Raw genomic sequence first — 25,870 nt, forward strand, 5'->3', positions numbered from 1 at the left:
CCACAGGAGTTATCCACAGGTGGGCTTCTCGACCTGGGGACAAGTCGACAGCAAGCCCTGACCCTGTCGACAAATCGCCCTGCCGACCGCCGAGGCATCCACGGCCGCGCGACTCACCCTTCGTCCCCTGTTCCCTCATGCGTCACCCTTTGAGGTGGCCTTACGTGACCCGTTTCCACTCGAAAGGGAGGGTGGGGCGGGTTTGGACCGGGAATTCCAAGGAAGCTCCACTTAATTCGGATTGATCAATTCCGGAGTCCACAGATCTTCCACACAGCCTGTGGATAACTCTTCGGCTCGTGTGGATGGCTGTGGACAACGAAGCCCCAAGTCCCGTTCTCCCCAAGGAATTCGGGTCAAGGGGGCGCCTTCCGGCCGACCCGTTCCAGGGACTGAGACGCGTGGGGTTGACCCCAAGGACACACAGGGCATTTCACCCATAACACAACGTAAACCGCGCCTCGGAAATGTGAGTCGTGAGCCGTCAGCCCGCACCGGTAGCCTTGACCGCGTGATTGACCTTCGCCTGCTCCGTGAGGACCCCGACCGTGTGCGTGCGTCGCAGCGCGCCCGTGGAGAGGACGTCGCGCTCGTCGACGCCCTCCTGTCTGCCGACGAACGGCGCAGGTCGTCCGGCGTCCGCTTCGACGAGCTGCGCGCCGAGCAGAAGGCGCTCGGCAAGCTCATCCCCAAGGCGAGCGGCGAGGAGAAGGCCGAGCTGCTGAAGAAGGCGAGCCAGCTGGCCGCCGACGTCAAGGCGGCCGACGCGGACCGCGACGCGGCCGCCGCCGAGACCCAGGAGCTGCTGCTCCGGCTCGGCAACCTCGTCCACCCGGACGTGCCCGTGGGCGGCGAGGAGGACTTCGTCACCCTGGAGACGCACGGCGAGATCCGCGACTTCGCCGCCGAGGGCTTCGAGCCCAGGGACCATCTGGAACTCGGCCAGCTGCTCGGCGCCATCGACGTCGAGCGCGGCGCCAAGGTGTCGGGTTCGCGCTTCTACTTCCTGACGGGTGTCGGGGCGCTGCTCGAGCTGGCGCTCGTCAACGCGGCGATGGCGCAGGCCACGGCGGCCGGCTTCACCCCCATGCTCACCCCGGCGCTGGTCCGCCCCCAGTCCATGGCGGGCACCGGCTTCCTCGGCCAGGCGGCCCAGGACGTGTACCACCTCGACAAGGACGACCTGTACCTGGTCGGCACGTCCGAGGTGCCGCTCGCCGCGTACCACATGGACGAGATCATCGACGCCGAGAAGCTGCCGCTGCGCTACGCGGGCTTCTCGCCGTGCTTCCGCCGCGAGGCCGGCTCGCACGGCAAGGACACCCGGGGCATCTTCCGGGTGCACCAGTTCGACAAGGTCGAGATGTTCTCCTACGTCACCCCCGAGGAGTCGCAGGAGGAGCACCGGCGGCTGCTGGAGTGGGAGAAGCAGTGGCTGACCTCGCTGGAGCTGCCGTTCCGCGTGATCGACGTCGCCTCGGGTGACCTGGGGTCCTCGGCCTCCCGCAAGTTCGACTGCGAGGCGTGGATCCCGACCCAGGGCAAGTACCGCGAGCTGACCTCGACCTCGGACTGCACCGAGTTCCAGTCCCGCCGGCTGTCGATCCGCGTCCGTGAGGGCAAGCAGGTGCGCCCGCTGGCCACGCTCAACGGCACGCTGTGCGCCGTGCCCCGCACCATCGTGGCGATCCTGGAGAACCACCAGCAGGCCGACGGCTCCGTGCGCGTGCCGGAGGTGCTGCGGCCCTACCTGGGCGGCCGGGAGGTCCTGGAGCCGGTCGCCCAGTGAGTACCGCGTCCGCCGCAGGCGGGTTCCCGTACAAGCTGATCGCGACCGACCTCGACGGAACGCTGCTGCGCTCCGACCAGTCGGTCACGCAGCGCACCCGTGACGCGCTCGCCGCCGCCACGGCGGCGGGCGCCGCGCACATCGTCGTCACCGGCCGGGCGGTCCCCTGGACCCGGCACATCCTCGACGACCTCGGCTACGACGGCATCGCCGTCTGCGGTCAGGGCGCCCAGGTGTACGACGCCGGAGCGCACCGCATGCTGACGACGGTGACGCTCGACCGGCAGCTGGCCGGTCTGGCGCTGGCCAAGATCGAGGCGGAGACCGGTCCGCTGTACCTGGCCGCCAGCCGCGACGGACTGGACGGCGAGGTGCTGGTCGGGCCTGGGTACGAGGTGCACGGCGCGCTCCCCGCGACGCCCTTCACGGACGCCTCGGACCTGTGGACCGCGCCCCTGAACAAGCTGTACATCCAGCACCCGGACCTCAGCGACGACGAGCTCTGCGAGGTGGCCACCCGCACGGCCGGCGGTTTCGTCACCGTCACCCTGGCGGGCGAGGGGATCGTCGAGCTGCTGCCCCTCGGCCTGTCGAAGGCCACGGGGCTGTCGCTGGCGGCCCGCCGTCTGGGTGCCAAGGCCGCCGACACGATCGCCTTCGGCGACATGCCGAACGACGTCCCGATGTTCGCCTGGGCCGCGTACGGGGTGGCGATGGCCAACGCCCATGAGCAGCTCAAGGCGGTGGCCGACGAGGTGACGTCCTCCAACGAGGAGGACGGGATCGCGGTGGTGCTGGAGCGGTTGCTGGGCTGAGACGTGCGGTGCGCTGTCGGCGGAGGATGCACGGATCGAACGTGCGCGGGCTGCTGAGACCCGACCGTGGCTTGAGTCGAGCAAGCCAGTGCCTTACCACTCGGCCAATCCTCCGGGTGGGCGGCCCACGCGACGTGAAAGTCGCGTGCTCGAAGCGGCCGCCCCGGGCAGCTCCCCGTGCGGGGCGGGCTCGACGGAGAGGTAGCGACTACTCCGGAGCCCGCCGCTGGCTGCCCTGCCGGGAGCTGGACGTACTGCCGTGCATGGACATCGTCCGGCTCCTCTCCCAGAACGTGGCGCCGGACTCCCGTCCGGCGGCGTGGACATCGACCACTCTGCCGGGGCGGCGAGTCGGGCGCCACTGAATAAACGGCGCCGGAGCGCGGCCGGGGCCGACTGCGCCGGGGTGACGGCCGCCGGCTACCGGCGGCGCCACCTGCGGCGGCGGGCCTTGCTGAAGAACCAGCCCGCGGGGGGTTCGTCGGAGCGCCAGGGCTGCGGTTCCGGTTCCTCGCGGCGCCAGCGGGCCGCCAGCATCCGGGCGCGGGCGGACGGTTCGCAGGTCTCGGCGGACCGTATGAACTCCTCGTCCAGGACCAGGCCGTCCCAGACGTCCCCGGCCTGCCCGCCCCCCTCGTACCGAGGCGTCTCCTGTGCCATGTGTCCTCCCGTTCCTGAGGTGCGTCCCCTGCGCCGAGTGTGCCCGGACGGGGGTCAATCCCCCGTCAAGATCGGGAACACGTCAGGAGGGACGCGGTCACTCCTCCCCGGCGAGCGTGAGCGAGCGCAGTTTCTGACCGGCGTACCAGGTCGCGAGCACGGTGACGGCCGCCAGCAGCACCGTCGCGGTCGGCAGACCGACGTCCGAGGTCACCAGGTTGCCGCCGTCGGCGACCTTGTGGGCCACGGCCAGCGCCCACTGCTGGACGCTCAGGGTGCGGGCGCCCGGCACCAGGGAGCCGAACAGGGCCTCCCACACCAGGGCGTAGACGAGCCCGAACACCACCGCGTGCCGGGACACCGTGCCCAGCAGCAGGAACAGCGCCGCGTACGCGATGGAGGCGACCAGCGCGGCCACCGTGTAGGCGACGGCGATCTGCTGGCCGTTGCCGTTGAGGATGAGGCCCGCGATCAGCGTCGGCACGGCGGAGAAGACCATCGTCACGGCGATGGCGACGATCAGCTTGGTGTAGATGATGGTCGGCCGTTTGACCGGCTTGGACAGCAGGTACACCACCGAACCGTCGTCGATCTCCGGCCCGATCGCGCCCGTGCCGGCGATGACACCGATGATCGGCACCATGGTGGCCAGCGCGAGCCCGCCGAGCACGTCGGCCGCCGTCTGGTCGTCGGCGCCGACGAGACCGCGCACGATCACGGAGATCACGATCAGCAGCAGGGGCAGCGCGCCCAGGATGAGGGCCCGGCGACGGCCGAGCAGAGCCCGGTAGGTGAGCCGGGCGACTGTGGGGTCGTACATCTTCGGCCTCCTACGCCGCGACCAGATACGAGAACACGGACTCGAGGGACTCGTCGGACGGCGAGACCGTGAGCAGCCGGATGCCGTGGTCGCGGGCGACCCTCGGCAGCAGGGCCGTGAAGCGGCCGAAGTCGACGGCCTGGATGCGCAGGGCGCCCTCGGCGAGGTCGACCTCGATGCCGGACGTCGACGGGTCGGCGATCAGCGCGGCCGCGAGGGCGCGGTCGTCGCTGGAGCGCACCAGGTAACGGTGCGGCCGGTCGGTCATCAGCCGGCGGATCTTGCGGAAGTCGCCGCTGGCCGCGTGCCGTCCGGCGACCACGACCTCGATGTGCCAGGCGAGTTGCTCGACCTCTTCGAGGATGTGGGAGGAGAACAGCACCGTGCGGCCCTCGTCGCCCATACGCCGCAGCAGGTCCATGAGCTGCATGCGCTGGCGCGGGTCCATGCCGTTGAACGGCTCGTCGAGCAGCAGCAGCGACGGGTCGTGGACCAGTGCGGAGGCCATCTTCACGCGCTGCCGCATGCCCTTGGAGTACGTGGCGATCTTGCGGTCCTGCGCGTACTCCATCTCGACGGTGGCCAGCGCCTTCTGGGCGGCCTTGGCGCCGAGCCCGTGCAGTTCGGCGTTGGCGAGGACGAACTCGCGGCCGGTGAGGAAGTCGTACATCGCCTCCCGCTCGGGGACGAGGCCGATGTGCCGGTAGATCTGCTCGTTGCGCCACACGGGCTGCCCGTCGAGGGTGACGGTGCCGGTGGAGGGGGCCAGGAAGCCGCCCATCATGTTGATGAGGGTGGACTTTCCGGCGCCGTTGGGGCCGAGCAGGCCGGTGACGCCCGGGCCGATGGTCATGGTGATGTCGTTGACGGCGACCACGTTGCCGAACCAGCGCGAGACGTGGTCGAGGGAGAGGGTCGTCACAGTCCCACCTTCTTGTAGCGGCGCGTCAGCAGGCCGTAGCTGGCGGCGATGAGGCCCAGGGTGACGAGGACGTAGACGGCGCCCTCGGCGTTGCTCGGGCCGATGCCCCCGGGGAAGGCGGAGTCCGCGCCCAGGAAGGCGGACTGCACGCCGTCGATCAGGGTGACCGGCGAGAACAGGCCGATCCACGGAACGGCGCCGGAGCTGCCCTGCGCGTCCGCGATGGCCTGGAGGGTGGAGACCGCGCCGTAGGTGATGGTCAGGACGGCGATCACGGCGGCGATGCCGAAGCCGCGGCGTGGCGTGACCGACGCGATGACCAGGCCGATGCCGGCGAACAGCAGTGAGAGCAGTGCCACGGAGACGAGTCCCTGTGCGAATCCCTTGGTCTGGTCGGCGAAGTCGAGCTTGGCCAGCAGCGCGCCCACGTACAGCACCAACAGCGGGGCGGCGGTGAGGAGGAACAGCGCCGAGGTCAGCGCCGCGTACTTGGCGCGGACGTAGTCGGCGGTCTCGATGGGCCGCGAGAAGTACAGCGGCACCGTCTTGAAGCGCAGGTCGCGCGAGACGGACTGGGGCGCCTGCGAGGCGACGTACAGGCTGATGACGGCCTGCATGACGATCGCGTAGCGCGTGTAGTCCAGCGGCAGGTCCTTGGCCTTGGTGGCGACCGCGACGGCGACCATGATGGCCGCGGGCACGCACATCACCACGAAGAGCAGCATCGGCAGCACCTTGGACTTCGCCGAGCGGCCGAGGCCGTAGGCGCCGCGCAGGGACTGCGAGTACAGGGAGCGGCGGGCGTAGGCGCGGCCGAGCCGGGGTCCGTCGTAGCTGCGGTAACCGATGTTGTGGATGCGGGTCTGGTCACCCGTCCGGGCGACCGCGGGCTGCTCAACCGCCATGGCCGACCGCCTCCTTGCGCTGCTCGTCGCTGCTGGTGAAGACCTCCGAGATGTGGTGCCTGCGCTGCTCCATGCGGACCAGTCCCAGACCGAGGTCCGCGATCACGTCCCGGACCAGGTCGTACGTCTCCTCGCCCTGCGCGGTGAGCAGCAGGACGTGGCCGGAGCCCGGCAGGCCGCTGCCCTCTTCGGTGGCCACCCCGCGCGCGTGCAGCGCCTCGCGCACCGCCCGGGTGCCGTCCGGGTGCTCGTCGGTGTCGGTGACCTCGATGGCGAGCGTGGTGGTGATCTGCGTGAAGTCGGTGGTGGAGCTGGACCGCAGGAGCTTGCCGCCGTCGATGACGACGACGTGGTCGCAGGTGCGCTCCAGTTCGCCCAGCAGGTGGGAGGTGACCAGGACCGAGATGCCGAAGTCGGTGTGGATGCGCCGGATCAGGCCGAGCATCTCGTCGCGGCCGACCGGGTCGAGGCCGTTGGTCGGCTCGTCCAGGAAGACCAGCTGCGGGTCGTGGACCAGGGCCTGCGCGAGTTTCACGCGCTGTTTCATGCCGGTGGAGTAGCCGCCGATGGGGCGGTAGCGCTCCTCGTACAGGCCGACGTGGCGCAGGGTGTCCGCGGTGCGCTCGCGCGCGGCGGTGGGCGGCAGGCCGGACATGCGCGCCATGTGGACGACGAACTCGGTGGCCGAGACGTCCGGCGGCAGGCAGTCGTGCTCCGGCATGTAGCCGACGCGCTCGCGGATGGCGGCGCCCTTGCTGGCGACGTCGAGTCCGAGCACTTCGGCGCGGCCCTCGGTGGCGGGGGACAGACCCAGCAGGATCTTGATCAGTGTGGACTTGCCGGCGCCGTTGGCTCCGACGAGTCCGGTCACACCGGGCCCGACGTCCACGGAGAGCCGGTCAAGCGCGGTCACCCTGGGGAACCGCTTGCTCAGGCTTTCGGTCACGATCACAGTCACGTCGTCGACACTAGTGACGCAGGCCACGCCCGTCGTCAGACCGCAGAGCTGTCTCGGCGTCCGACTGGAGTCGTACGGGCCCGTAGGGGATGTGGTGCTTGAGAGTTACCACGGCCGGGCACCACTGTGTTGACGCGAGCTCTAACAAGGTGCCCCGCGTCGCCGGAATCACTTCACGGGCAAACATCCCGGCCCTTGGGCGGAGGACGAGTGACGTTGCTGAAGGGCGCCCGCGAGCGCCGGGTACGAAGCGGCGGGGTCGAGCTGTGCGTGGCCGAGCTGGGGGAGCCGGACCGGCCCACGGTCGTCCTCGTGCACGGCTACCCGGACAGCAAGGAGGTGTGGTCCGAGGTCGCGACGCGGCTCGCCGGCCGTTTCCACGTCGTGGCCTACGACGTCCGGGGCCACGGCGGTTCGACAGCGCCGCGGCCGCTGCGGGGCGGCTTCACACTGGAGCGGCTGACGGACGACTTCCTGGCCGTCGCGGACGCCGTCAGCCCGGACCGGCCGGTGCACCTGGTGGGGCACGACTGGGGCTCGGTGCAGGCCTGGGAGTTCGTCACCGTCCGGCGTACCGAGGGACGCATCGCCTCCTTCACCTCCCTGTCCGGGCCGTCCCTGGACCACTTCGGCCACTGGATCGCACGGCGCCTGAGGCGGCCCACCCCGCGCCGGGCCGGGCAGCTGCTCGGGCAGGGCGCCAAGTCCTGGTACGTCTACCTGCTGCGCACGCCCCTCCTGCCCGAACTGGCCTGGCGCGGCCCGCTCGGCAAGCGCTGGCCGGGCATCCTGCGGCGCCTGGAGAAGGTGCCCGGCGGTTATCCGACCTCTTCGCTCCCCTCGGACGCGGCGCACGGCGCCTGGCTGTACCGGGACAACGTCCGCTCCCGGCTGCGCCGGCCGCGCACGGACGCGTACGCGCACGCGCCCGTGCAGCTCATCACGCCCCTGGAGGATCGCTTCCTGTCCCAGCGGCTCTACGACGACCTGGACGCGCGGGTCCCGCAGCTCACCCGGCGGACGCTGCCCGCCGGGCACTGGGCCCCCCGGACGCGGCCCGACCGGCTGGCGGCCTGGATCACGGAGTTCGTGACCTCGGTGGAGAGCGGCAGGCCGCGGGTCGCGCCCTCAGGGGCGTACGCCGACCGGTTCGGTGGGCTGCTCGTGCTGGTCACGGGGGCGGGCGCCGGTATCGGGCGGGCCACGGCGTGCGCCTTCGCCCAGTCCGGCGCCCGTGTCGTGGCCGTCGACCGGGACGCGGCGTCCGCGGCCCGTACCGCCGAGCTGGCCCGCCGGGCCGGGGCGCCCGAGGCCTGGGCGGAGACGGCCGACGTCTCCGACGAGCAGGCCATGGACAGGCTCGCCGCGAAGGTCACCGCCGCGTACGGCGTCGTGGACGTCCTGGTCAACAACGCGGGGATCGGCCTGTCCGGCTCCTTCTTCGACACCACCCGCGAGGACTGGAAGGAGGTCCTCGACATCAACCTGTGGGGTGTCATCCACGGCTGCCGGTTCTTCGGGCAGCGGATGGCCGAGCGCGGGCAGGGCGGCCACATCGTCAACGTGGCGTCGGCCGCGGCGTACCAGCCCTCCAGGGCGCTGCCCGCCTACAGCACCAGCAAGGCGGCCGTGCTCATGCTGAGCGAGTGCCTGCGCGCCGAGCTGGCCGGGCGGGGGATCGGCGTGACGGCGGTCTGCCCCGGGTTCGTCAACACCGCCATCACCTCCACGGCGCACTTCGCGGGCGTGGACGCGGCGCAGGAGCGCCGTCTTCGGCAGCGCACGGCCCGCCTGTACGGGCTGCGCAACTACCCGCCGGAGAAGGTCGCGGACGCGATCCTGCGGGCGGTGGTGCGCAACGAGGCGGTGGTCCCCGTGACGCCGGAAGCCCGTGGCGCCCGGGTGCTGTCCCGGTGGGCGCCCGGGCTGGTGCGGGCGATCGCTCGGGTGCGACCGCCGGTCTGATCCCAACAGCGGTGCCATGAGGGGTACTTGTCCACAGCGAGGCCTCCACTGGCTGTGGATAACCGCCGGTCGTTGTGGATCAAACCTCCTGAGGGAAATCGATCGCGTGATGCGCGTCTCCCCCGGCACGCTGGTGGCATGGACGAAAGACGCACCGTGAAGGTGTCGAAGTACCTCTCCAAGCACCTGCGTCACCAGCCGGAGCGAATCGGCCTCACGCTCGGCGAGGGCGGCTGGGTGGAGATCGACGTGCTGCTGGCGGCCGCGGCAGCCCACGGCTTCCCCTTCACCCGCGAGGAACTCGACCATGTCGTGGCCACGAACGACAAGCGGCGTTTCGCGATCGACGGCACCCGGATCCGTGCCAGCCAGGGGCACAGCGTCAATGTGGAGCTCGGCCTGCCGCCCGCGACCCCGCCGCCGTACCTCTACCACGGCACCGTGGGCCGTTTTCTGGACGCGATCCGCACCGAGGGTCTTCGGCCCATGAACCGGCACGACGTACACCTCTCGTCCGACCGGGAGACGGCCACCCGGGTCGGCGCCCGCCGGGGGCGCCCGGTGGTCCTTGCGGTGGACGCGGGCGCCATGCACCGCGACGGCCATGTCTTCCACGTGAGTGCGAACGGCGTGTGGCTCACCAAGGCCGTACCCCCGCGGTACCTGCGCTTCCCCCAGGGCCACTGACCGTTTCACGTGAAACACGCGGACCCGTAGGCTCGTCCGCATGAGTCTGCGTCTGAGCACTGTGATCCTGCCGTACCGTCGTTGGCACGAAGGCGGCCGTGCGGCCTGGATGCGTGCCGAGCAACTCGGCTTCCACACCGCGTACACCTACGACCACCTGTCCTGGCGGAGTTTCCGGGACGGCCCGTGGTTCGGTGCCGTTCCCACGCTGACCGCCGCGGCCGCCGTCACCGAGCGGATGCGTCTCGGCACCCTGGTGACCTCACCCAACTTCCGGCACCCGGTGACCCTGGCCAAGGAGCTGATCTCGCTCGACGACATCTCCGGCGGGCGCCTGACGCTCGGCATCGGCGCGGGCGGCACCGGATTCGACGCCACCGCCCTCGGCCAGGAGCCCTGGACGCCGCGTGAGCGGGCCGACCGCTTCGGCGAGTTCGTACCGCTGCTGCACCGGCTGCTCACCGAGGACGCGGTGTCGTACGAGGGCGACTTCTACTCGGCGCACGAGGCCCGGAACATCCCCGGCTGTGTGCAGCGGCCCCGGCTGCCGTTCGCTGTGGCGGCGACCGGACCGCGCGGGCTCCGTCTCGCCGCACGGTACGGGCAGGCCTGGGTGACCACCGGCGACCCCAGGCTGTTCGAGCACGGCACGCCGGAGCAGTCGGTCCAGGCCCTGCGGGGACAGGCCGAGAAACTGGCCGACGCCTGCGCCGCCGTCGGCCGGGACGTCACCGAGCTCGACCGGATCCTGCTCACCGGTTTCACCCCGGACCGTGGCCGCCCGCTGGAGTCGCTGGACGCGTTCGTCGACTTCGCGGGCCGCCACCAGGAGCTGGGCTTCACCGAGATCGTGATCCACTGGCCGATCCCGGACTCGGACTTCGCGGCGGAGCAGAAGGTCTTCGAGCAGATCGCCCTGGAGGCCCCGGCACAGCTGCGCTAGCCGCTCCCGCTGCCCGCATCGGCCCCGCTGAGAACCGGCGGTGCCTCAGCCGGGCGGACTCCCGCACAGCCGTGCGGGCCCATGCGGGACAATGGCCGGGTGACCTCAGCGACCCGACAGCCCGAGATTCCGGCGGCCGCCCTTCCGCCGCGACTGATCGCCACCGACCTCGACGGCACCCTGCTGCGCGACGACAAGTCGGTGTCCCCGCGCACGGTCGCCGCGCTGGCCGCGGCCGAGGAGGCGGGCATCGAGGTCTTCTTCGTCACCGGCCGCCCGGCCCGCTGGATGGACGTCGTCAGCGAGCACGTCCACGGTCACGGCCTGGCGATCTGCGGCAACGGCGCCGCCGTGGTCGATCTGCACGGCGGCCCCGGGGCCCACCGGTTCGTGAAGGTCCGGGAGCTGGCGCGGGACAACGCCCTGGACGCCGTACGGCTGCTGCGCGAGGCCGCGCCGGGCACGGTGTACGCCGTCGAGCAGACGTACGGCTTCTACCAGGAGCCGGCGTACCCGAAGCTGCACATGGAGATCCCCGACCAGCTCGCGCCCGCCGAGGAGCTGCTGGCCGAGGACGGCCCGACCGTCGGCGAGCCGGTGCTGAAGATCCTCGCCTACCACCCCGAGCTCGATCCCGACGCCTTCCTCACCGTGGCCCGGCTCGCCATCGGCGACCGGGCCACCGTCACCCGCTCCAGCCCCAGCGCCCTGCTGGAGATCAGCGGGCCCGGCGTGTCCAAGGCGAGCACCCTCGCCCTGTGCTGCGCCGAGCGGGGCATCTCGCACGAGGAGGTCGTCGCCTTCGGGGACATGCCGAACGACGTCGAGATGCTGACGTGGGCGGGCCGGTCCTTCGCGATGGGCAACGCCCATCCGGACGTGATCGCCGCGGCCTCGGGGCGGACGGTCGCCAACAACGACGACGGGGTGGCGGTCGTGATCGAGCGGCTGCTGGCGGAACGGGCGTAGCGCTGCCGTCATGCCGCCTGGCTGTTCTGGCCTGCCTCCTTTCCCGGCGGTCGTCCTAGCCGAGTGACACTCCCCGTGCCGCCAGCCACGCCACCGGGTCCACCGCCGACCCCGCCTGAGGGGTGACCCGTGCCTCGAAGTGCAGGTGCGGGCCGGTGGAGTTGCCGGTCGTGCCGGACTGCCCGATCCACTGTCCGGTGACCACCCGCTCGCCCTGGTCGACGGCCACGGCGGCCAGATGGGCGTACTGCGTGTAGTAGCCGCCCGCGTGCTCCAGCACGATCTCGATGCCGAACGGGCCCCCGCACGACACCCGCACCACCCGGCCCTGCCCGACAGCCCGTACCGGCGTGCCGATCGGGACCGCGAAGTCCTGCCCGGTGTGCCGGTGCGCCCATCGCGCGCCGCCGCTGCCGTAGGACGCGGACAGCTGGTAGGTCTCCACCGGTGCGACCCAGCCGCTGGAGAACCTCGTGACCGGCTGGTCAAGGCGGACGGCGCCCCGGCAGGCGCCCGCCGCCACCGAGGCGTCCGCCTGCCCCTGGAGCTGCTGCCGTGCCTGCTCCAACTTCGCCTCGATGCCGCGCTTCACCGTGGCGAGCTCGGCGTTGCGCTGCTCCAGCACCTGCCACGCCGCCGACGCCTTCGCCTCGGCCGCGGCGAGCCGGGCCTCGGCGCGGCGGCTCTTCGCGATGGTGTTGTTGAGCGCGAGATGCGCCTGCGAGAAGACGTGCTGACCCCGCATCAGCTCGTCAGGGCTGTCGGCGAGGATGAGCTGCGCGGCAATGGGCAGTCCGCCTCCGTTGCGGTACTGGGCGCTGGCGATGCGGCCCATGTCCTCGCGCAGCGCGGCGATCTCGCGACGCCGGCGGTCGAGGCGCTCCTCCAGCCGCCTCGCCCGCGCCCGCTGCTCCTCGGCCTCCCGGCGCCCCTCCTCGTACCGCCGCGTCGCCAGCGCCGCGTCCTCGTAGAGCCGGGCCACCTGGGCGCTGATCCCGGAGCCGCCGTCGGAGCCGTACGGGCCGTCCCCGTCGGTGGGCCGGGCGGCGAGCACGGCGAGCGCGCACAGCAGCACGGCGACGAGCAGAGGGTGGCGGCGGGTCAGACGCATGCCAGCGATCGTGACCCGCGTCCGGGCACACGGCCTGTTCACGTCGTACGGCTGGGGGAACGCTCACCACGATCGGAGCAGCCGTACGACCGGACGGGCGTGTTGTACGCCGGGATGACGGCTCGTCATGCCGGAGCCGGAGTCAGGCCACCGCCAGGAGCCGTTCCGTCTCCGCTTCCCGCACCACCATCTCCCGCAGCGGCCCGTCCACTGCGGCCAGTTCCGCGTACGGTCCGCGCTGCACCACGCGGCCCTGGTCCAGCACGATCACCTCGTCGACCGCCTCCAGTCCCGCCAGCCGGTGGGTGATGAGCAGTGTCGTCCGGCCCTCGGTGGCCGCGAGCAGGTCCGCGGTCAGCGCGTCGGCGGTGGGCAGGTCGAGGTGCTCGGCCGGCTCGTCGAGCACCAGCACGGGGAAGTCGGCCAGCAGCGCACGGGCCAGCGCCAGCCGCTGCCGCTGTCCCCCGGACAACCGCGCCCCGTGCTCGCCGACCAGGGTGTCGAGCCCGTCGGGCAGACTGTCGGCCCACTCCAGCAGCCGTGCCCGCGCGAGCGCGTCACGCAGTTCCGCCTCGGTGGCCTCCCGCCTGGCCAGCAGCAGGTTCTCGCGCACCGAGCTGTCGAAGAGGTGCGCGTCCTGCGCGCACAGCCCGACGAGCCGTCGTACGTCGTCGCCGTCCAGGGTGCGCGCGTCCACACCGGCCAGCGTGTAGCCCCCCGCCTCCGCGTCGAGGAACCGCAGCAGCACCTGCGCCAGGGTCGTCTTGCCCGACCCGGACGGGCCGACCACGGCGATCCGGCGTCCCTGTTCCAGGGTCAGATCGACTGCGGCGAGCGCGTCACGGTGCTGACCGTCGTGCCGGGCGGTCAGGCCCTTGAGGACGAGCGGGAACGGTGACGCGGGCGCCTGCCGGGGGCGCTCCGGCTCCCGCACCGGCTCGGGGGCGTCCAGCACCTCGTGGACGCGCTCGGCGCTCCTGCGCACGCGCTGCCGGTACTGCACGGCGAGCGGCATCCCGAGCACGGCCTCGAAGGCGGCCAGCGGGGTGAGGACGACGACCGCCATCGCGACGCCGTGCAGGCGCCCGGCGGCGACCGCCTGCGCCCCGGCCAGGGCGGCGGCGGTGACCGTCAGCCCGGAGATCAGCGCGGTGAGTCCGTCGCCGAGGGCGGTCGCGGTGGCGGCCCGTGAGGCGATCCGGGTGAGAGTGCCGTCGGCCCGCCGTGCCGCCTCGGCCCGGGCAGGCAGGGCACCCGCGACGGTCAGCTCGGCGGTGCCCGTGAGCAGGTCGGTCACCCGTGTCGCCAGCACGCCCCGGGCAGGGGCCAGCCTGCGCTCGGCCCGCCGCGCCACGGCACCGGTCACCACCGGCACACCGGCGCCCGCCGCCAGCAGCCCGACCGCGAGCACGGCCCCGGCCTCGGGCAGCAGCCACGCCGTGAAGCCGACGGACGCGGCGCAGACGGCAAGGGCGGCACCGGCCGGCAGCAGCCACCGCAGCCAGTAGTCCTGCAGTGCGTCCACATCGGCGACCAGCCGGGAGAGCAGGTCGCCCCGGCGGGTCCTGCGCAGCCCGGCGGGTGCCAGCCGCTCCAGCCGGCGGTACACGGCGACCCTGGTGTCGGCCAGCATCCGCAGCACGGCGTCGTGCGAGACGAGACGCTCGGCGTAGCGGAAGACGGCCCGCCCGATCCCGAAGGCGCGGGTCGCCGTCACGGCCACCATCAGGTACAGCACGGGTGGCTGCTGCGAGGCCCGCGAGATCAGCCACCCGGAGGTGGCCATGAGTCCGACGGCGCTCCCGAGCGCCAGGGCGGCGAGCAGCAGCGCGAGAGCGAGCCGCCCGCGCCGGGCACCGGACAGGGCACGGACCCGGGCCAGGACACCACCCGGCGCCGGTGCCGGTGCCGAAACGGCACCGGCGGGAGTCCCCGCTCCCGCCTGCTCCGGCTCGGCCGGGCGCGCGGTCGGGGCTGTGGCAGGGGAGGGGAGTTCTCCGGCGTGCACCGCGGGCTCGGCCACATCCAGCCGGCCCGCGTGCTCCGGGGTGTCCAGCCGTCCCGAGTGCTCCAGGGTGTCCAGCCGTCCCGCGTGAGGGGCACCGTCCACCCGCACCGTGTGCTCCGCCGCGTCCAGCCGCACCACCCGGTCCGCCACCGCCAGCAGGGCCGGCCGGTGGACCACCAGCAGGACGGTCCGTCCCGCGGCCAGCCGGCGCACCGCCGCGACGACCTCGGCCTCGGTGGCCCCGTCCAGCGCGGCCGTGGGCTCGTCCAGCAGCAGCACGGGCCGGTCCGCGAGGAACGCCCGGGCCAGCGCGAGCCGCTGGCGTTGCCCGGCGGACAGCCCGGTCCCGTCCTCACCCAGCACCGTGTCGAGACCCTGGGGGAGGGCGTCGACGAACTCCAGTGCTCCGGCGTCGGCCAGTGCCCGCCGTACGGCGTCGTCGTCCGCCTCGGGACGCACCAGCCGTACGTTCTCGGCGACGGTCCCGGCGTACAGGTGAGGGCGCTGCGGCACCCAGGCGATCCGCGACCGCCACTGCGCCAGGTCGAGGTCGGCGAGATCGACGGCCCCGATCCGCACGCGTCCGTGCGCCACCGGCACGAATCCCAGCAGGACGTTCAGCAGCGTCGACTTGCCCGCGCCGCTCGGTCCGACGAGGGCCACCGTCTCCCCCGGCTCGACGGTGAAGGACACATCCGACACGGCGTCCGCCGAACGCCCCGGGTAGCGGACCGTGACGCCCTCGAAGGACAGCGCACCGCTCGGCACGGCCGCGGTGCCGGACACCGGCACCGGAGTCTGGAGGACCTCGAAGATCTCCTCCGCCGCCGCGAGCCCCTCCGCAGCAGCGTGGTACTGCGCACCGACCTGGCGCAGCGGCAGATACGCCTCCGGCGCGAGGATCAGGATGACCAGACCGATGTACAGGTCCATCTCGCCGTGCACCAGCCGCATGCCGATCGTCACGGCGACCAGGGCCACCGAGATCGTCGCGAGCAGCTCCAGCGCGAAGGAGGAGAGGAAGGCGATCCGCAGCGTGCGCATGGTCGCCCGCCGGTACTCGCTGGTGATCCGCCTGATCGACTCGGCCTGGGCCTTGGCCCGCCCGAAGACCTTCAGGGTCGGCAGCCCCGCCACGACGTCGAGGAAGTGCCCGGACAGCCGGGACAGCAGCCGCCACTGGCGGTCCATCCGGGACTGGGTGGCCCAGCCGATCAGCACCATAAACAGCGGGATGAGCGGCAGCGTGCCGACGATGATGGCCGCCGAGACCCAGTCCTCGGTGACGATCCGCGCCAGCACCGCCACCGGCACGACGATCGCGAGCCCCAACTGGGGCAGGTAACGCGAGAAGTAGTCGTCGAGGGCGTCGACGCCCCGGGTCGCCAAGGCGACCAGCGATCCGGTCCGCTGCCCGCTCAGCCAGCCCGGGCCGAGGGCGGTCGCCTGCTCCAGCAGCCGACCCCGCAGTTCCGACTTCACCGCCGCGCTCGCCCGGTGGGCGGCCAGCTCGGTGAGCCAGCCGACCAGGGCGCGGCCACCCGCGACGGCGGCCAACAGCAGCAGGGGGGTGCGGAGCTCGGTGACCGGCTTTCCGTGTTGGAAGGCGCCGACCACCACCTCGGCGATGAGCATGGCCTGTGCGATGACCAACCCCGCCCCGACGGCGCCCAGCCCGACGACCGCTGCCAGGAAGAGCCGGGTGGCGCGCGCGTAGCGGAGCAGCCGAGGATCGATTGGTTTCACGTGAAACACACCTCAGTGCGCGGTGTCGGCGAGGTGCTGCGTACCGATCCGCTTGCGGAACACCCAGTACGTCCAGCCCTGGTAGAGCAGCACCACCGGCGTGGCGACCACCGCCAGCCACGTCATGATCTTCAAGGTGTACGGGCTCGAGGAGGAGTTGGTGACGGTCAGGCTCCACTCCGGGTTCAGCGTGGACGGCATGACGTTCGGGAAGAGCGTCAGGAAGAGCATCGCCACCGCGGCCACGATGGTCAGCCCGGACAGGGCGAACGACCATCCCTCGCGCCCGGCCTGGTTGGCGACCAGCGCGACGGCCAGCGCGGCGACGGCCACGACCAGCGCGACCAGGCTCTTGCCGTCACCGTTGTCGATCTGGGTCCACAGCAGGAAGAGCAGCGCCAGGACGGCGGTGAGGAGTCCGACGCGCCCCGCCAGCTGCCGCGCCCGCTCCCGGATCTCACCGACGGTCTTCAGCGCCGTGAAGACCGCCCCGTGGAAGGTGAACAACGACAGGGTGACCAGGCCGCCGAGCAGCGCGTAGGGGTTGAGCAGGTCCGTGACCCCGCCCACGTACTCGAGATCGGCATTGATCTGCACACCCCGCGCGATGTTGGCGAAGGCCACGCCCCACAGGAACGCCGGGATCAGCGAGGTCCAGAAGATCGCGGTCTCCCAGTTGCGCTGCCAGTTCTCCTCGGGCCGCTTCGCCCGGTACTCGAAGGCCACACCGCGCACGATCAGGCAGACCAGGATGATCAGCAGGGGGAGGTAGAAGCCGGAGAACAGGGTGGCATACCACTCGGGGAAGGCAGCGAAGGTCGCCCCGCCGGCCGTGAGCAGCCAGACCTCGTTGCCGTCCCAGACCGGGCCGATGGTGTTGATCAGTACCCGCTTCTCCGGCCGGTTCCTGGCGAGCAGCTTGGTGAGGACGCCGACCCCGAAGTCGAAGCCCTCGAGGAAGAAGTAGCCGATCCACAGGACGGCGATCAGGACGAACCAGACGTCGTGCAGTTCCATGACTGTGCAGCTCCCTCGGCCTAGTACGAGAAGGCCATCGGCTTGTCGGCGTCACGGGTGTCGCCGCCGATCTTCGTGGGCGGGTTCAGGTCGGCCTCGGTGAGCTCGGGCGGCCCGGCCTTGACGTACTTGACCATCAGCTTGACCTCGATGACGGCGAGGATCGCGTACAGCGCGGTGAAGGTGATCATCGACGTGAGGACCTCGGCCTGGGAGACGCCGGGGGAGACCGCGTCGCGGGTCTGGAACAGCCCGTAGACGACCCACGGCTGGCGTCCCATCTCGGTGAAGATCCAGCCCCAGGAGTTGGCGATCAGCGGGAAGCCCAGGGTGAGGATCGCGATGTGCCAGTACCACCGGGTGAGCTTCGGGCTCAGGGCCTTCCGGGGCAGCAGCACGAGGTGCGGCACCTCGTCCTCGCCGGTCCTCAGGTGCTGTGGCAGCAGGAACTTCTTGCGGGTCATCCACAGACCGGCCAGGCCGATCGCGAGGGACGCCATGCCGAAGCCGATCATCCAGCGGAAGCCCCAGTAGGCGACGGGGATGTTGGGCCGGTAGTCACCGGGACCGTACTTCTCCTGCTCGGCCTTGTTGACGTCGTTGATGCCGGGCACATACGAGCTGAAGTCGTCCTTGGCGAGGAAGGAGAGCAGGCCCGGGATCTCGATGGCGACCTTGTTGTGGCCCTTGTCGACGTCACCGACGGCGAAGACCGAGAAGGGGGCCGGCTTCTCGCCGTCCCACAGGGCCTCGGCCGCGGCCATCTTCATGGGCTGCTGCTCGTACATGATCTTGCCGAGCACGTCACCGCTGACCGCGGTGAGCAGACCGCCGATCGCCACGGTGACCAGGCCGAGCCGGAGCGAGGTCCTCATCTCGCGGATGTGCTTCTTGCGGAGCAGGTGGAAGGCCGAGATGCCGACCATGAACGCGCCGCCGGTGAGGAACGCCGCGGACAGGGTGTGGAAGGCCTGGGCGAGGGCGGTGTTCTGGGTGAGGACCAGCCAGAAGTCGGTGAGTTCGGCCCGTCCCTTGGCCTCGTTGATCCGGTAGCCGACCGGGTGCTGCATCCACGAGTTGGCCGCGAGGATGAAGTAGGCCGACAGGATCGTGCCGATGGACACCATCCAGATGCAGGCCAGGTGGATCTTCTTGGGCAGCTTGTCCCAGCCGAAGATCCACAGGCCGATGAAGGTCGACTCGAAGAAGAAGGCGATCAGCGCCTCAAAGGCCAGCGGAGCACCGAAGATGTCACCGACGAAGCGCGAGTAGTCCGACCAGTTCATACCGAACTGGAACTCCTGCACGATGCCGGTGACCACACCCATCGCGATGTTGATCAGGAAGAGCTTCCCCCAGAACTTCGTCGCCCGGAGGTACTTCTCCTTCTCGGTGCGCACCCATGCGGTCTGCAACCCGGCGGTGAGGGCCGCCAGGGAGATCGTCAGGGGGACGAAGAGGAAGTGGTAGACGGTGGTGATGCCGAACTGCCATCGCGCCAGGGTCTCCGGCGCCAGAGCCAGGTCCACGTCGTCTCTCCTTACATCGCCGTGGTCACAGCGGCAGTTCGCCCTGTATGTGCCGTGCAACACGGGACAAGCAGGACGAGCTTGTGAACGCGTTCACATTCACAAGCAATTATGACGCATGGACGTTCGGCACCGTAGGGCCGGGGGGCCCTGACTCGTCCTGACCGGCCCTACGGGAGATACCCCGGTCGGCCCGCCAACCCCGGCACAACCATGCCTGTTTCACGTGAAACGGGCACCTGGCCGGTCAGGGAGCCAGAGCGACACCGGGCTCCCGAGGTGACGAATGCCACCTCGGGAGCCCGGGGAACGCGAGGGACTGGTGCCGGAACAGCGCTTGGCAGGACTACAGCTCCTTACGGAAGCCCTCCGCCGCCTTCAGGAAGATGTCGTTCGCCTCGGTCTCTCCGACCGTCACCCGCACGCCTTCGCCCGGGAACGGCCGGATGACCACACCGGCCTGCTCGCAGGCCTCGGCGAAGGCGACCGTGCGCTCCCCCAGCCGCAGCCACACGAAGTTGGCCTGCGTCTCGGGCACCGTCCAGCCCTGGGCGCGCAGCGCGTCGACCACCCGCGTGCGCTCGCAGACCAGCGATCCGACCCGGCCGAGCAGTGCGTCCTCGGCGCGCAGCGAGGCGATCGCCGCGTCCTGCGCCAGCTGGCTCACTCCGAACGGCACGGCCGTCTTGCGCAGCGCCGCGGCCACCGGCTCATGGGCGATCGCGAAACCGACCCGCAGTCCGGCCAGGCCGTAAGCCTTGGAGAACGTCCGCAGCACACAGACGTTCGGCCGGTCGCGGTACAGCTCAATACCGTCCGGCACCTCCGGGTCGCGGATGAACTCACGGTAGGCCTCGTCCAGCACCACCAGGACGTCGCCGGGCACCCGGTCCAGGAAGCGCTCCAGCTCGGCCCGCCGGACCACCGTGCCGGTCGGGTTGTTGGGGTTGCAGACGAAGATCAGCCGGGTCCGGTCGGTGATCGCGTCGGCCATGGCGTCCAGGTCGTGCACCTCGCCGGACGTCAGCGGCACCTGGACGGAGGTGGCACCGCTGATCTGCGTGATGATCGGGTACGCCTCGAAGGACCGCCAGGCGTAGATCACCTCGTCGCCCGGGCCGGAGGTGGCCTGGAGCAGCTGCTGGGCGACGCCCACGGAACCGGTGCCCGTGGCCAGGTGGGAGGCGGGAACGGCGAACCGCTCGGCCAGCTCGTTCACCAGGGCCGTGCAGAACATGTCCGGGTAGCGGTTGAAGGTGCAGGCCGCGGCCGTCACCGTCTCCATCACGCCCGGCAGCGGCGGGTAGGGGTTCTCGTTGGAGGACAGCTTGTACGCCACCGGCCCGCCGGCCGTGGCGGGCCTGCCCGGCTTGTAGGTGGGGATACCCTCCAGCTCGGCGCGCAGCTTCGGGCTCATCTCGCTCACCGCAGTCCTCCTCGCGAAGACCGGCGGCCCAGGACCGCCGCCGTCATCCAATACTTCTCACCTTATGAGGATTCGGCGCCGCTGCGTATAGCCGTGACGGAGCGGCCGACGAGGGACTCCCGCGCCCCACCGGCATCAAGGGCATCACCGCACGAAGGCGCACGAACCGAGGGGCGCGCCGGGCATATATCTACGCGCCGGTGGCTCGCGCCCTGGCGCGCATCCCCCGTGAAGGTGAGTTGAGACCTCTTCGCAACATCGGACACGCGGCAGGCCCGCATGCGCCGACAAGTCAGGTCCTGGCATTGGACCGGCCAACTCCCTTGGTTTCCAAGGAAATTGATCGTCTATGATCATGCAGAAACGTGCCTGTCAACGCATGCATATGCGTCCGCACTACCCCACCGCATGAGCCCTACTATCGGCTCGCCATGACAGCAGCAGGGAAGCACCAGGTGAGCCGCGCGGAAACCTCACGCCGAGGCAGCCGGCCGGGCCGGGCGGGTATCAGGGACGTGGCCGCCGCCGCCGGAGTCTCCATCACGACCGTCTCCGACGCCCTCAACGGCAAGGGCCGGCTCCCGGACGCCACCCGGCGCCATGTCCGCGAGGTCGCCGACCGGCTGGGATACCGTCCCTCGGCCGCCGCCAGGACCCTCCGTACGGGCAAGTCGGGCCTCATCGGCCTGACCGTGACCACGTACGGGGATGAACCTTTCACCTTCACGGAGTTCGCGTACTTCGCCGAGATGGCGCGCGCCGCCACCTCCGCCGCGCTCGCCCGTGGCTACGCCCTCGTCATCCTGCCCGCGACCTCCCGCCACGACGTGTGGTCGAACGTGGCCCTGGACGGCACGGTCGTCATCGACCCCTCGGACCAGGACCCCGTGGTCAGCGAGCTGGTACGGCAGGGTTTACCGGTGGTGTCCGACGGCCGCCCGGCCGGCTCGCTCCCGGTCACGGCCTGGGTCGACAACGACCACGAGGCCGCCGTCCTCGGCATCCTCGACCACCTGGCCGACGCCGGCGCCCGCCGCATCGGCCTGCTCACGGGCACCACCACCGACACGTACACCCACCTGTCGACCACCGCGTACCTGCGCTGGTGCGAGCGCGTCGGCCAGGACCCGGTCTACGAGGCCTACCCGGCGCACGATCCCTGCGCGGGCGCCGTCGCCGCCGACCGGCTGCTCGCCCGCCCCGACCGGCCCGACGCCGTCTACGGCCTGTTCGACCCGAACGGCACCGACCTGCTCGCCGCCGCCCGCCGCTACGGCCTGCGCGTACCGGACGACCTGCTTCTGGTCTGCTGCAGCGAGTCCGCCGTGTACGCCAACACCGAGCCGCCCATCACCACCCTGTCGCTGAAGCCGCGCCGTATCGGCACGGCGGTGGTGCAGTTGCTCATCGACGCCATCGAGGGGGTCGAGTCCGAGCGGCCGGTGGAGCAGGTGATACCGACGGAGCTGATCGTGCGTACCTCGTCCCAGCGACGTCCGCCGCGTACGACGGTCAGTCCGCCGCGCTCACCCGAGGAGACGTAGGGCCTCCCCGGGGCGGAAGCACCCGGGAGCCGGGCCCCGGCCCGGGGTCCGGGCCGTGCGCCGACACGCGCGCACGGGAGACGGGCGCCGGTTTTCCAGCGAGACGGGCGCCGGTTCTCACGCGGGGTCCACACCTTTGAGGAAGCGGGACCGGTCTGCCGAAAAGAAGGGGCCGGTTCCGCGAAGAGTGGGCGCGCGAAGACGGTCGCAGGGTGGTCGAAGCCCGGCCCAATCGGGGCGAAAGCGGCGGTGAACTGGACTCTTGCTCTGATTCACCACCCCTGGGTCATCACATGGCGCGATCCGCATTCCTATGATGGGCCCACGACACCGCGGGCCGCTGCGACCAGGCAGTCCGATGCGGTGCAGATGCGGGCGATGGTGGAGGGGTCGATGACTCAGGGGGCCGGTCAGGGACCCGAGGTGGAGCGGACGGCGACGCTGCGCGACTTCCGGGTACCCGCGTACGTGCACGAGACCGGTCCGTACGTCCACAGCACGCACCCGGGCGACGTCGCCCCGCCCGTCGAGGAGAGCTACCCGGAGGGGTACACGCCCACCCAGCGCGACCTGCCCGTCATCAACCGCGGTGACACGGTGCAGGTGACCGTGGACCCGGCGGTCGCGGCGGCCCCGCAGCCGGCCGCCGGCCCGGGTCCGCTGTACGTCGTCGGCGACGTGCACGGTTACCTCGACGAACTGGTCGCCGCCCTCCAGGAGAAGGGCCTCATCGACGCGGCCGGTCACTGGTGCGCGGGCACCGCGCGGCTGTGGTTCCTCGGCGACTTCACCGACCGCGGTCCGGACGGCATCGGCGTCATCGACCTGGTGATGCGGCTGTCCGCCGAGGCCGCCGCAGCCGGCGGCTACTGCAAGGCGCTGATGGGCAACCACGAGCTGCTGCTGCTCGGCGCCAAACGCTTCGGCGACACGCCGGTCAACTCCGGCGCGGGCACCGCCACCTTCCAGGCGGCCTGGCTGCTCAACGGCGGCCAGAAGACCGACATGGACCGCCTCCAGGACCACCACCTGCAGTGGATGGCCCGCCTGGACGCCCTCGAAGAGGTCGACGGGCACCTGCTGGTCCACTCCGACACCACCGCCTACCTCGACTACGGCCGCTCGATCGAAGAGGTCAACGACACCGTCCGCGAGACCCTCACGCGCAACGACGCGGACGAGGTCTGGGACCTGTTCCGCAAGTTCACCAAGCGGTTCTCCTTCCGCGACGAGGGCGGCGCGGACGCCGTGCGCTCCCTGCTGGATACGTACGGCGGCACCCGCATCGTTCACGGCCACAGCCCGATTCCGTATCTGCTCGGCGAGGTCGGCTCCGAGGACGGCGAGGACGGCACCGGCCCGGTGGTCGAGGGGCCGCACGTGTACGCCGACGGGCTCGCCATCGCGATGGACGGCGGCGTGACCATGGCCGGAAAGCTGCTGGTCCAGCAACTGCCGCTGGATATGTGACCGTTCACCGGACAGACGTGCACCCGCCCGGGTCAGAACCGGGCAGGGCCCAATTTCGGCAAACCCCCTGTCACCGCGTACCGTCACCGCTCTACCATCGGCTTATCCGTAGCAGGCTCCCCTCCGTTTCTGCCCGACGGCTCGTCAGCATGCCGAGCCCCAAGCCCTACGGAGCATCGGGGGATGCACATGAACAGCGTTCCGCAGCACCTGCTGAGCGAGGACCGCCCGGAGTTCGAGCGGCTCCTCGATGAGGCGCTGCGCTCCGCACCACACCGTCCGGAACTCGCCGCTGTCGGACAGCGGCTCAACACCGAACAGCTGCGCACCATGGCGCTCAACGCCGGCGCGCTCATCACGGCTGCCGCGGCGGCCGAGTACCACCACTACGTCAAGGTCCGCGAGGAACTGCGCCAGCCGGCCTCCCCCACCTCGTCCGCCGTGCGCCCCGCCGACTCCTCCGAGCCGGACACGAGCGCGGTGGGGTTCGCCACCGCCGTCGGAGAGGTCGCCGAGCCCGCCGGTGCGGGGGCCGTCGCCGTCGTGGCGGTCCTGGCACCCGTCCTCGCCGGAACCGCTGCGGCGATCTTCCTGCTCGTCGGCTACATCCTGAGAATGCTGGACCCGGAGCGGGCCTTCGCCCAGACGATGCTCACCACCGGCTGGGTCTTCGGCGCCGTGACCGCCGTGGCGATCCTGGTGGCCGCCGCGGGACTGCTGGTCACCGCCCTGCGCAACAAGCCGACGGCCGAAAGCGGACCGTACGGCGAGCTGAGCGGCGAGGTGGACCGGGCCAGGGAAGCCTGGCGCGAGGCGCTGCTGGAACGCGGCATCCTGCCTTTCCTGCGGGAGGCGCTCGCCGACCCGGACACGTCCGCCGCACTGCACCCCGCGACACCGCCGGCGTCGGCCGGCCGCATCCCGCATCTGGGCTACGACCGTCCGGGTTTCACCAGCCCCGGTGAGGGCGCGGCGCGCGGGCCGCGGCCGAGCTTCACGAGCCCGGACTACACCAGCCCGGACTTCGGAGGGCCGGAACACCAGCCGGAGTAGCCGTGGGAGCCGTCGGAGGAGGAGCTTGACGCCGGGGGGCAGGGACTACCGGGAGCCGCGTCAGAGGATGCCCGCCCGGCCCGCGGCGGTGATCCAGCTCGGGAACTCGGACAGCAGACGGTCGTACAACTCCTGGTCGGGGACGGTGCTGATGTCGTCCACGGCGAAGAAGCCGACATTGTCGACACGGCGGCCGGGCAGGGTGTCGAACCGCTCCAGTACGCCGTAGTTCGACCGCCCGAGCCCGACGAACTGCCAGAAGATCGGCTCCTCCACGGCCTCGCGGAGCTGCCGTTCGATCTCGGCGTTGCGGTAGACCCCGCCGTCGGAGAAGAACAGCACCAGGGTCGGTGCGGCCGCCGGGTTGTCCCGGACGAAGTCCCGGACCTGGGCGATCACCTTCTGTTCCTCGTTCTGGATGCCGATGTCCCGCATGTCGATCTGGCCGTTCTCCAGCGCCTTCTTCCTGCCGCGGCGGAAGAGGCCGATCTGGCCGACGCGCACATGCAGCCGGAGCCAGTCGGGGAGCTCGCCCAGGCGCAGGTCGGGCAGGCGCGCCGCGTTCGAGGCGAACGTCCACGCCTGCATCTCGCCGTCGTCGTCCAGCTGTGCGGCGACCGCCGCCATGCGCTCCACGACGTCGGCCACGATGCCCTTGGAGTAGAGCAGGGACATCGAGCCGGAGGCGTCGAGGACCAGGACGACGCGTGCCGTCACGCCGGTGGCTCCGTGCTTGCGCAGGCTCACCGCCACCTGTTCCTTGCGCAGGGAGAGTCGCTTGCGCATGTCCACCGGGAGCCGTTCCTCGCCCTTGGTGAGGCGCGGGCCGGTGGGAGCCGGGGGCGGGGTGTGCGGGGCAGCCGGGAGCGGCATGGGAGCCGTTGGTGCCGGAGCGGGGGCGGACGGCCCCGGAGCGGGCGGTGTGGGTGCCGGGGCAGGAGTGGATGGTGCCGGCGTGGATGCGGTCGGCCCGGTGGCCGTGGCCGGGGGAGCGTCGTCCACCGTGATGCCGAAATCGGTGGCCAGCCCCGCGAGCCCGGCGGCGTATCCCTGGCCCACCGCGCGGAACTTCCACCTCCCCTGCCGCAGATACAGCTCACCGCCGATCATCGCGGTCTCCGTCGCCGCCGCCATGTCGAAGCGGGCCAGCTCGGTCCCCGTCGCCGCGTCCAGCAACCGCAGTGACAGGCCGGGCACCTGGCCGAACGTCCCGCCGTCGGCCGAGGCCGACAGCACGATGCGCTCGACGGCAGGCTCCAGAGCACCGAGGTCCACCTCCACCGTGTCGGTCGTGGTGCCGGCGGCGCTGCGCTTGCCCAGGTGCCGTACGGCGCCCGAGGCGTGGCGCGGCTGGTTGTAGAAGACGAAGTCACCGTCGTCGCGCACGCGTCCCGCCGCGGTGAGCAGCAGGGCCGAGGCGTCGACCTCCGGCACACCGGGCCCTGCGGGCCAGATGAGCTCGGCACGCACGGCGGACGCATCGACGGGTACGTTGGCGCCCTTGCTCAGGGGCATCGCTGTCATGGCCTCAGT

The 25,870-nt window shown here is 71.3% G+C and carries 20 protein-coding genes and 1 tRNA gene; 9 read left to right on the plus strand and 12 right to left on the minus strand.

Going from position 1 to position 25,870, the window contains the following annotated elements; all coding sequences use genetic code 11:
* The first annotated feature begins 511 nt into the window (after nucleotides 1-511).
* A complete protein-coding gene (gene serS / locus AB0K80_RS15160) occupies nucleotides 512-1,789 on the plus strand; it encodes a serine--tRNA ligase (protein WP_365669527.1) in 1,278 nt (425 codons plus the stop codon).
* A complete protein-coding gene (locus AB0K80_RS15165) occupies nucleotides 1,786-2,604 on the plus strand; it encodes a Cof-type HAD-IIB family hydrolase (protein WP_365669529.1) in 819 nt (272 codons plus the stop codon). The genes serS and AB0K80_RS15165 overlap by 4 nt, the downstream gene beginning before the upstream one ends.
* Nucleotides 2,605-2,624: 20 nt before the next feature.
* On the opposite strand, the gene AB0K80_RS15170 is transcribed toward AB0K80_RS15165, so the two are convergent.
* The 6 genes from AB0K80_RS15170 to AB0K80_RS15195 all read right to left on the minus strand — a co-directional run bounded on the left by AB0K80_RS15170 (nucleotide 2,625) and on the right by AB0K80_RS15195 (nucleotide 6,863).
* A tRNA-OTHER gene (locus tag AB0K80_RS15170) sits at nucleotides 2,625-2,718 on the minus strand.
* A 306-nt stretch (nucleotides 2,719-3,024) separates the two neighbouring features.
* Nucleotides 3,025-3,264: a hypothetical protein gene (locus AB0K80_RS15175; protein WP_365669530.1), complete on the minus strand. Its 240-nt coding sequence runs from the start codon at nucleotides 3,262-3,264 to the stop codon at nucleotides 3,025-3,027.
* Between the two features lie 97 nt (nucleotides 3,265-3,361).
* Nucleotides 3,362-4,084, minus strand: coding sequence for an ABC transporter permease (locus AB0K80_RS15180; protein WP_365669532.1), 723 nt, complete (start codon nucleotides 4,082-4,084; stop codon nucleotides 3,362-3,364).
* Between the two features lie 10 nt (nucleotides 4,085-4,094).
* Nucleotides 4,095-5,006, minus strand: a complete 912-nt coding sequence (locus tag AB0K80_RS15185) for an ABC transporter ATP-binding protein (protein ID WP_365669534.1) — start codon at nucleotides 5,004-5,006, stop codon at nucleotides 4,095-4,097.
* Complete coding sequence (locus AB0K80_RS15190; protein ID WP_365669536.1) at nucleotides 5,003-5,911, minus strand: ABC transporter permease; 909 nt, start codon at nucleotides 5,909-5,911, stop codon at nucleotides 5,003-5,005. Before AB0K80_RS15190 ends, AB0K80_RS15185 begins: the two co-directional genes overlap by 4 nt.
* A complete protein-coding gene (locus tag AB0K80_RS15195) occupies nucleotides 5,901-6,863 on the minus strand; it encodes an ABC transporter ATP-binding protein (protein ID WP_365669717.1) in 963 nt (320 codons plus the stop codon). The genes AB0K80_RS15190 and AB0K80_RS15195 overlap by 11 nt, the downstream gene beginning before the upstream one ends.
* A gap of 216 nt (nucleotides 6,864-7,079) precedes the next feature.
* Here AB0K80_RS15195 and AB0K80_RS15200 point away from each other — a divergent pair, with 216 nt between their 5' ends.
* The 4 genes from AB0K80_RS15200 (at nucleotide 7,080) to AB0K80_RS15215 (ending at nucleotide 11,433) form a co-directional block, all read left to right on the plus strand.
* Nucleotides 7,080-8,834 (plus strand): SDR family oxidoreductase, encoded by a 1,755-nt coding sequence (locus AB0K80_RS15200; protein ID WP_365669537.1) that lies wholly within the window; start codon nucleotides 7,080-7,082, stop codon nucleotides 8,832-8,834.
* A 138-nt stretch (nucleotides 8,835-8,972) separates the two neighbouring features.
* The gene (locus AB0K80_RS15205) at nucleotides 8,973-9,521 is read left to right on the plus strand and encodes an RNA 2'-phosphotransferase (RefSeq protein ID WP_365669539.1); all 549 of its coding nucleotides are present in this window, start codon (nucleotides 8,973-8,975) and stop codon (nucleotides 9,519-9,521) included.
* Nucleotides 9,522-9,561: 40 nt separating this feature from the next.
* On the plus strand, nucleotides 9,562-10,464 hold the full coding sequence (locus AB0K80_RS15210) for an LLM class flavin-dependent oxidoreductase (protein ID WP_365669541.1): 903 nt from the start codon (nucleotides 9,562-9,564) through the stop codon (nucleotides 10,462-10,464).
* An 81-nt stretch (nucleotides 10,465-10,545) separates the two neighbouring features.
* On the plus strand, nucleotides 10,546-11,433 hold the full coding sequence (locus AB0K80_RS15215; protein WP_365669543.1) for a Cof-type HAD-IIB family hydrolase: 888 nt from the start codon (nucleotides 10,546-10,548) through the stop codon (nucleotides 11,431-11,433).
* A gap of 55 nt (nucleotides 11,434-11,488) precedes the next feature.
* Here AB0K80_RS15215 and AB0K80_RS15220 read toward each other — a convergent pair whose 3' ends face one another.
* From AB0K80_RS15220 to hisC, 5 genes are all read right to left on the minus strand, one after another.
* Nucleotides 11,489-12,544: a M23 family metallopeptidase gene (locus tag AB0K80_RS15220; RefSeq protein WP_365669545.1), complete on the minus strand. Its 1,056-nt coding sequence runs from the start codon at nucleotides 12,542-12,544 to the stop codon at nucleotides 11,489-11,491.
* A 142-nt stretch (nucleotides 12,545-12,686) separates the two neighbouring features.
* A complete protein-coding gene (cydD, locus tag AB0K80_RS15225) occupies nucleotides 12,687-16,298 on the minus strand; it encodes a thiol reductant ABC exporter subunit CydD (RefSeq protein WP_365669547.1) in 3,612 nt (1,203 codons plus the stop codon).
* Nucleotides 16,299-16,310: 12 nt separating this feature from the next.
* The gene (gene cydB / locus AB0K80_RS15230; RefSeq protein ID WP_365669549.1) at nucleotides 16,311-17,315 is read right to left on the minus strand and encodes a cytochrome d ubiquinol oxidase subunit II; all 1,005 of its coding nucleotides are present in this window, start codon (nucleotides 17,313-17,315) and stop codon (nucleotides 16,311-16,313) included.
* A 20-nt stretch (nucleotides 17,316-17,335) separates the two neighbouring features.
* Nucleotides 17,336-18,844: a cytochrome ubiquinol oxidase subunit I gene (locus AB0K80_RS15235; RefSeq protein WP_365669551.1), complete on the minus strand. Its 1,509-nt coding sequence runs from the start codon at nucleotides 18,842-18,844 to the stop codon at nucleotides 17,336-17,338.
* Nucleotides 18,845-19,190: 346 nt separating this feature from the next.
* Nucleotides 19,191-20,270: a histidinol-phosphate transaminase gene (gene hisC, locus AB0K80_RS15240; RefSeq protein ID WP_365669553.1), complete on the minus strand. Its 1,080-nt coding sequence runs from the start codon at nucleotides 20,268-20,270 to the stop codon at nucleotides 19,191-19,193.
* 431 nt (nucleotides 20,271-20,701) lie between these two features.
* Between hisC and AB0K80_RS15245 the strand changes: the two genes are divergently transcribed.
* From AB0K80_RS15245 to AB0K80_RS15255, 3 genes are all read left to right on the plus strand, one after another.
* Nucleotides 20,702-21,814 carry a LacI family DNA-binding transcriptional regulator gene (locus AB0K80_RS15245; protein WP_365669554.1) on the plus strand — a complete coding sequence of 371 codons (1,113 nt, stop codon included), beginning with the start codon at nucleotides 20,702-20,704 and terminating at the stop codon, nucleotides 21,812-21,814.
* A 378-nt stretch (nucleotides 21,815-22,192) separates the two neighbouring features.
* Nucleotides 22,193-23,284: a metallophosphoesterase gene (locus tag AB0K80_RS15250; RefSeq protein ID WP_365669719.1), complete on the plus strand. Its 1,092-nt coding sequence runs from the start codon at nucleotides 22,193-22,195 to the stop codon at nucleotides 23,282-23,284.
* 183 nt (nucleotides 23,285-23,467) lie between these two features.
* The gene (locus AB0K80_RS15255; RefSeq protein ID WP_365669555.1) at nucleotides 23,468-24,337 is read left to right on the plus strand and encodes a hypothetical protein; all 870 of its coding nucleotides are present in this window, start codon (nucleotides 23,468-23,470) and stop codon (nucleotides 24,335-24,337) included.
* A gap of 60 nt (nucleotides 24,338-24,397) precedes the next feature.
* Here AB0K80_RS15255 and AB0K80_RS15260 read toward each other — a convergent pair whose 3' ends face one another.
* Nucleotides 24,398-25,861 carry a VWA domain-containing protein gene (locus AB0K80_RS15260; protein ID WP_365669557.1) on the minus strand — a complete coding sequence of 488 codons (1,464 nt, stop codon included), beginning with the start codon at nucleotides 25,859-25,861 and terminating at the stop codon, nucleotides 24,398-24,400.
* Nucleotides 25,862-25,870 lie beyond the last annotated feature (9 nt).

The sequence above is a fragment of the Streptomyces sp. NPDC052682 genome, assembly GCF_040678435.1.
Taxonomy (GTDB): domain Bacteria; phylum Actinomycetota; class Actinomycetes; order Streptomycetales; family Streptomycetaceae; genus Streptomyces.

Bases quoted from the DNA above. Each gene is read 5' to 3' on its own strand.
- AB0K80_RS15205 (WP_365669539.1), top strand. From the start codon at position 8,973: ATGGACGAAAGACGCACCGTGAAGGTGTCGAAGTACCTCTCCAAGCAC.
- cydB (WP_365669549.1), bottom strand. From the start codon at position 17,315: ATGGAACTGCACGACGTCTGGTTCGTCCTGATCGCCGTCCTGTGGATC.
- AB0K80_RS15220 (WP_365669545.1), bottom strand. From the start codon at position 12,544: ATGCGTCTGACCCGCCGCCACCCTCTGCTCGTCGCCGTGCTGCTGTGC.
- AB0K80_RS15175 (WP_365669530.1), bottom strand. From the start codon at position 3,264: ATGGCACAGGAGACGCCTCGGTACGAGGGGGGCGGGCAGGCCGGGGAC.
- AB0K80_RS15250 (WP_365669719.1), top strand. From the start codon at position 22,193: ATGGTGGAGGGGTCGATGACTCAGGGGGCCGGTCAGGGACCCGAGGTG.
- AB0K80_RS15255 (WP_365669555.1), top strand. From the start codon at position 23,468: ATGCACATGAACAGCGTTCCGCAGCACCTGCTGAGCGAGGACCGCCCG.
- AB0K80_RS15210 (WP_365669541.1), top strand. From the start codon at position 9,562: ATGAGTCTGCGTCTGAGCACTGTGATCCTGCCGTACCGTCGTTGGCAC.
- AB0K80_RS15215 (WP_365669543.1), top strand. From the start codon at position 10,546: ATGCGGGACAATGGCCGGGTGACCTCAGCGACCCGACAGCCCGAGATT.
- AB0K80_RS15180 (WP_365669532.1), bottom strand. From the start codon at position 4,084: ATGTACGACCCCACAGTCGCCCGGCTCACCTACCGGGCTCTGCTCGGC.
- AB0K80_RS15245 (WP_365669554.1), top strand. From the start codon at position 20,702: ATGACAGCAGCAGGGAAGCACCAGGTGAGCCGCGCGGAAACCTCACGC.
- AB0K80_RS15260 (WP_365669557.1), bottom strand. From the start codon at position 25,861: ATGACAGCGATGCCCCTGAGCAAGGGCGCCAACGTACCCGTCGATGCG.
- AB0K80_RS15190 (WP_365669536.1), bottom strand. From the start codon at position 5,911: ATGGCGGTTGAGCAGCCCGCGGTCGCCCGGACGGGTGACCAGACCCGC.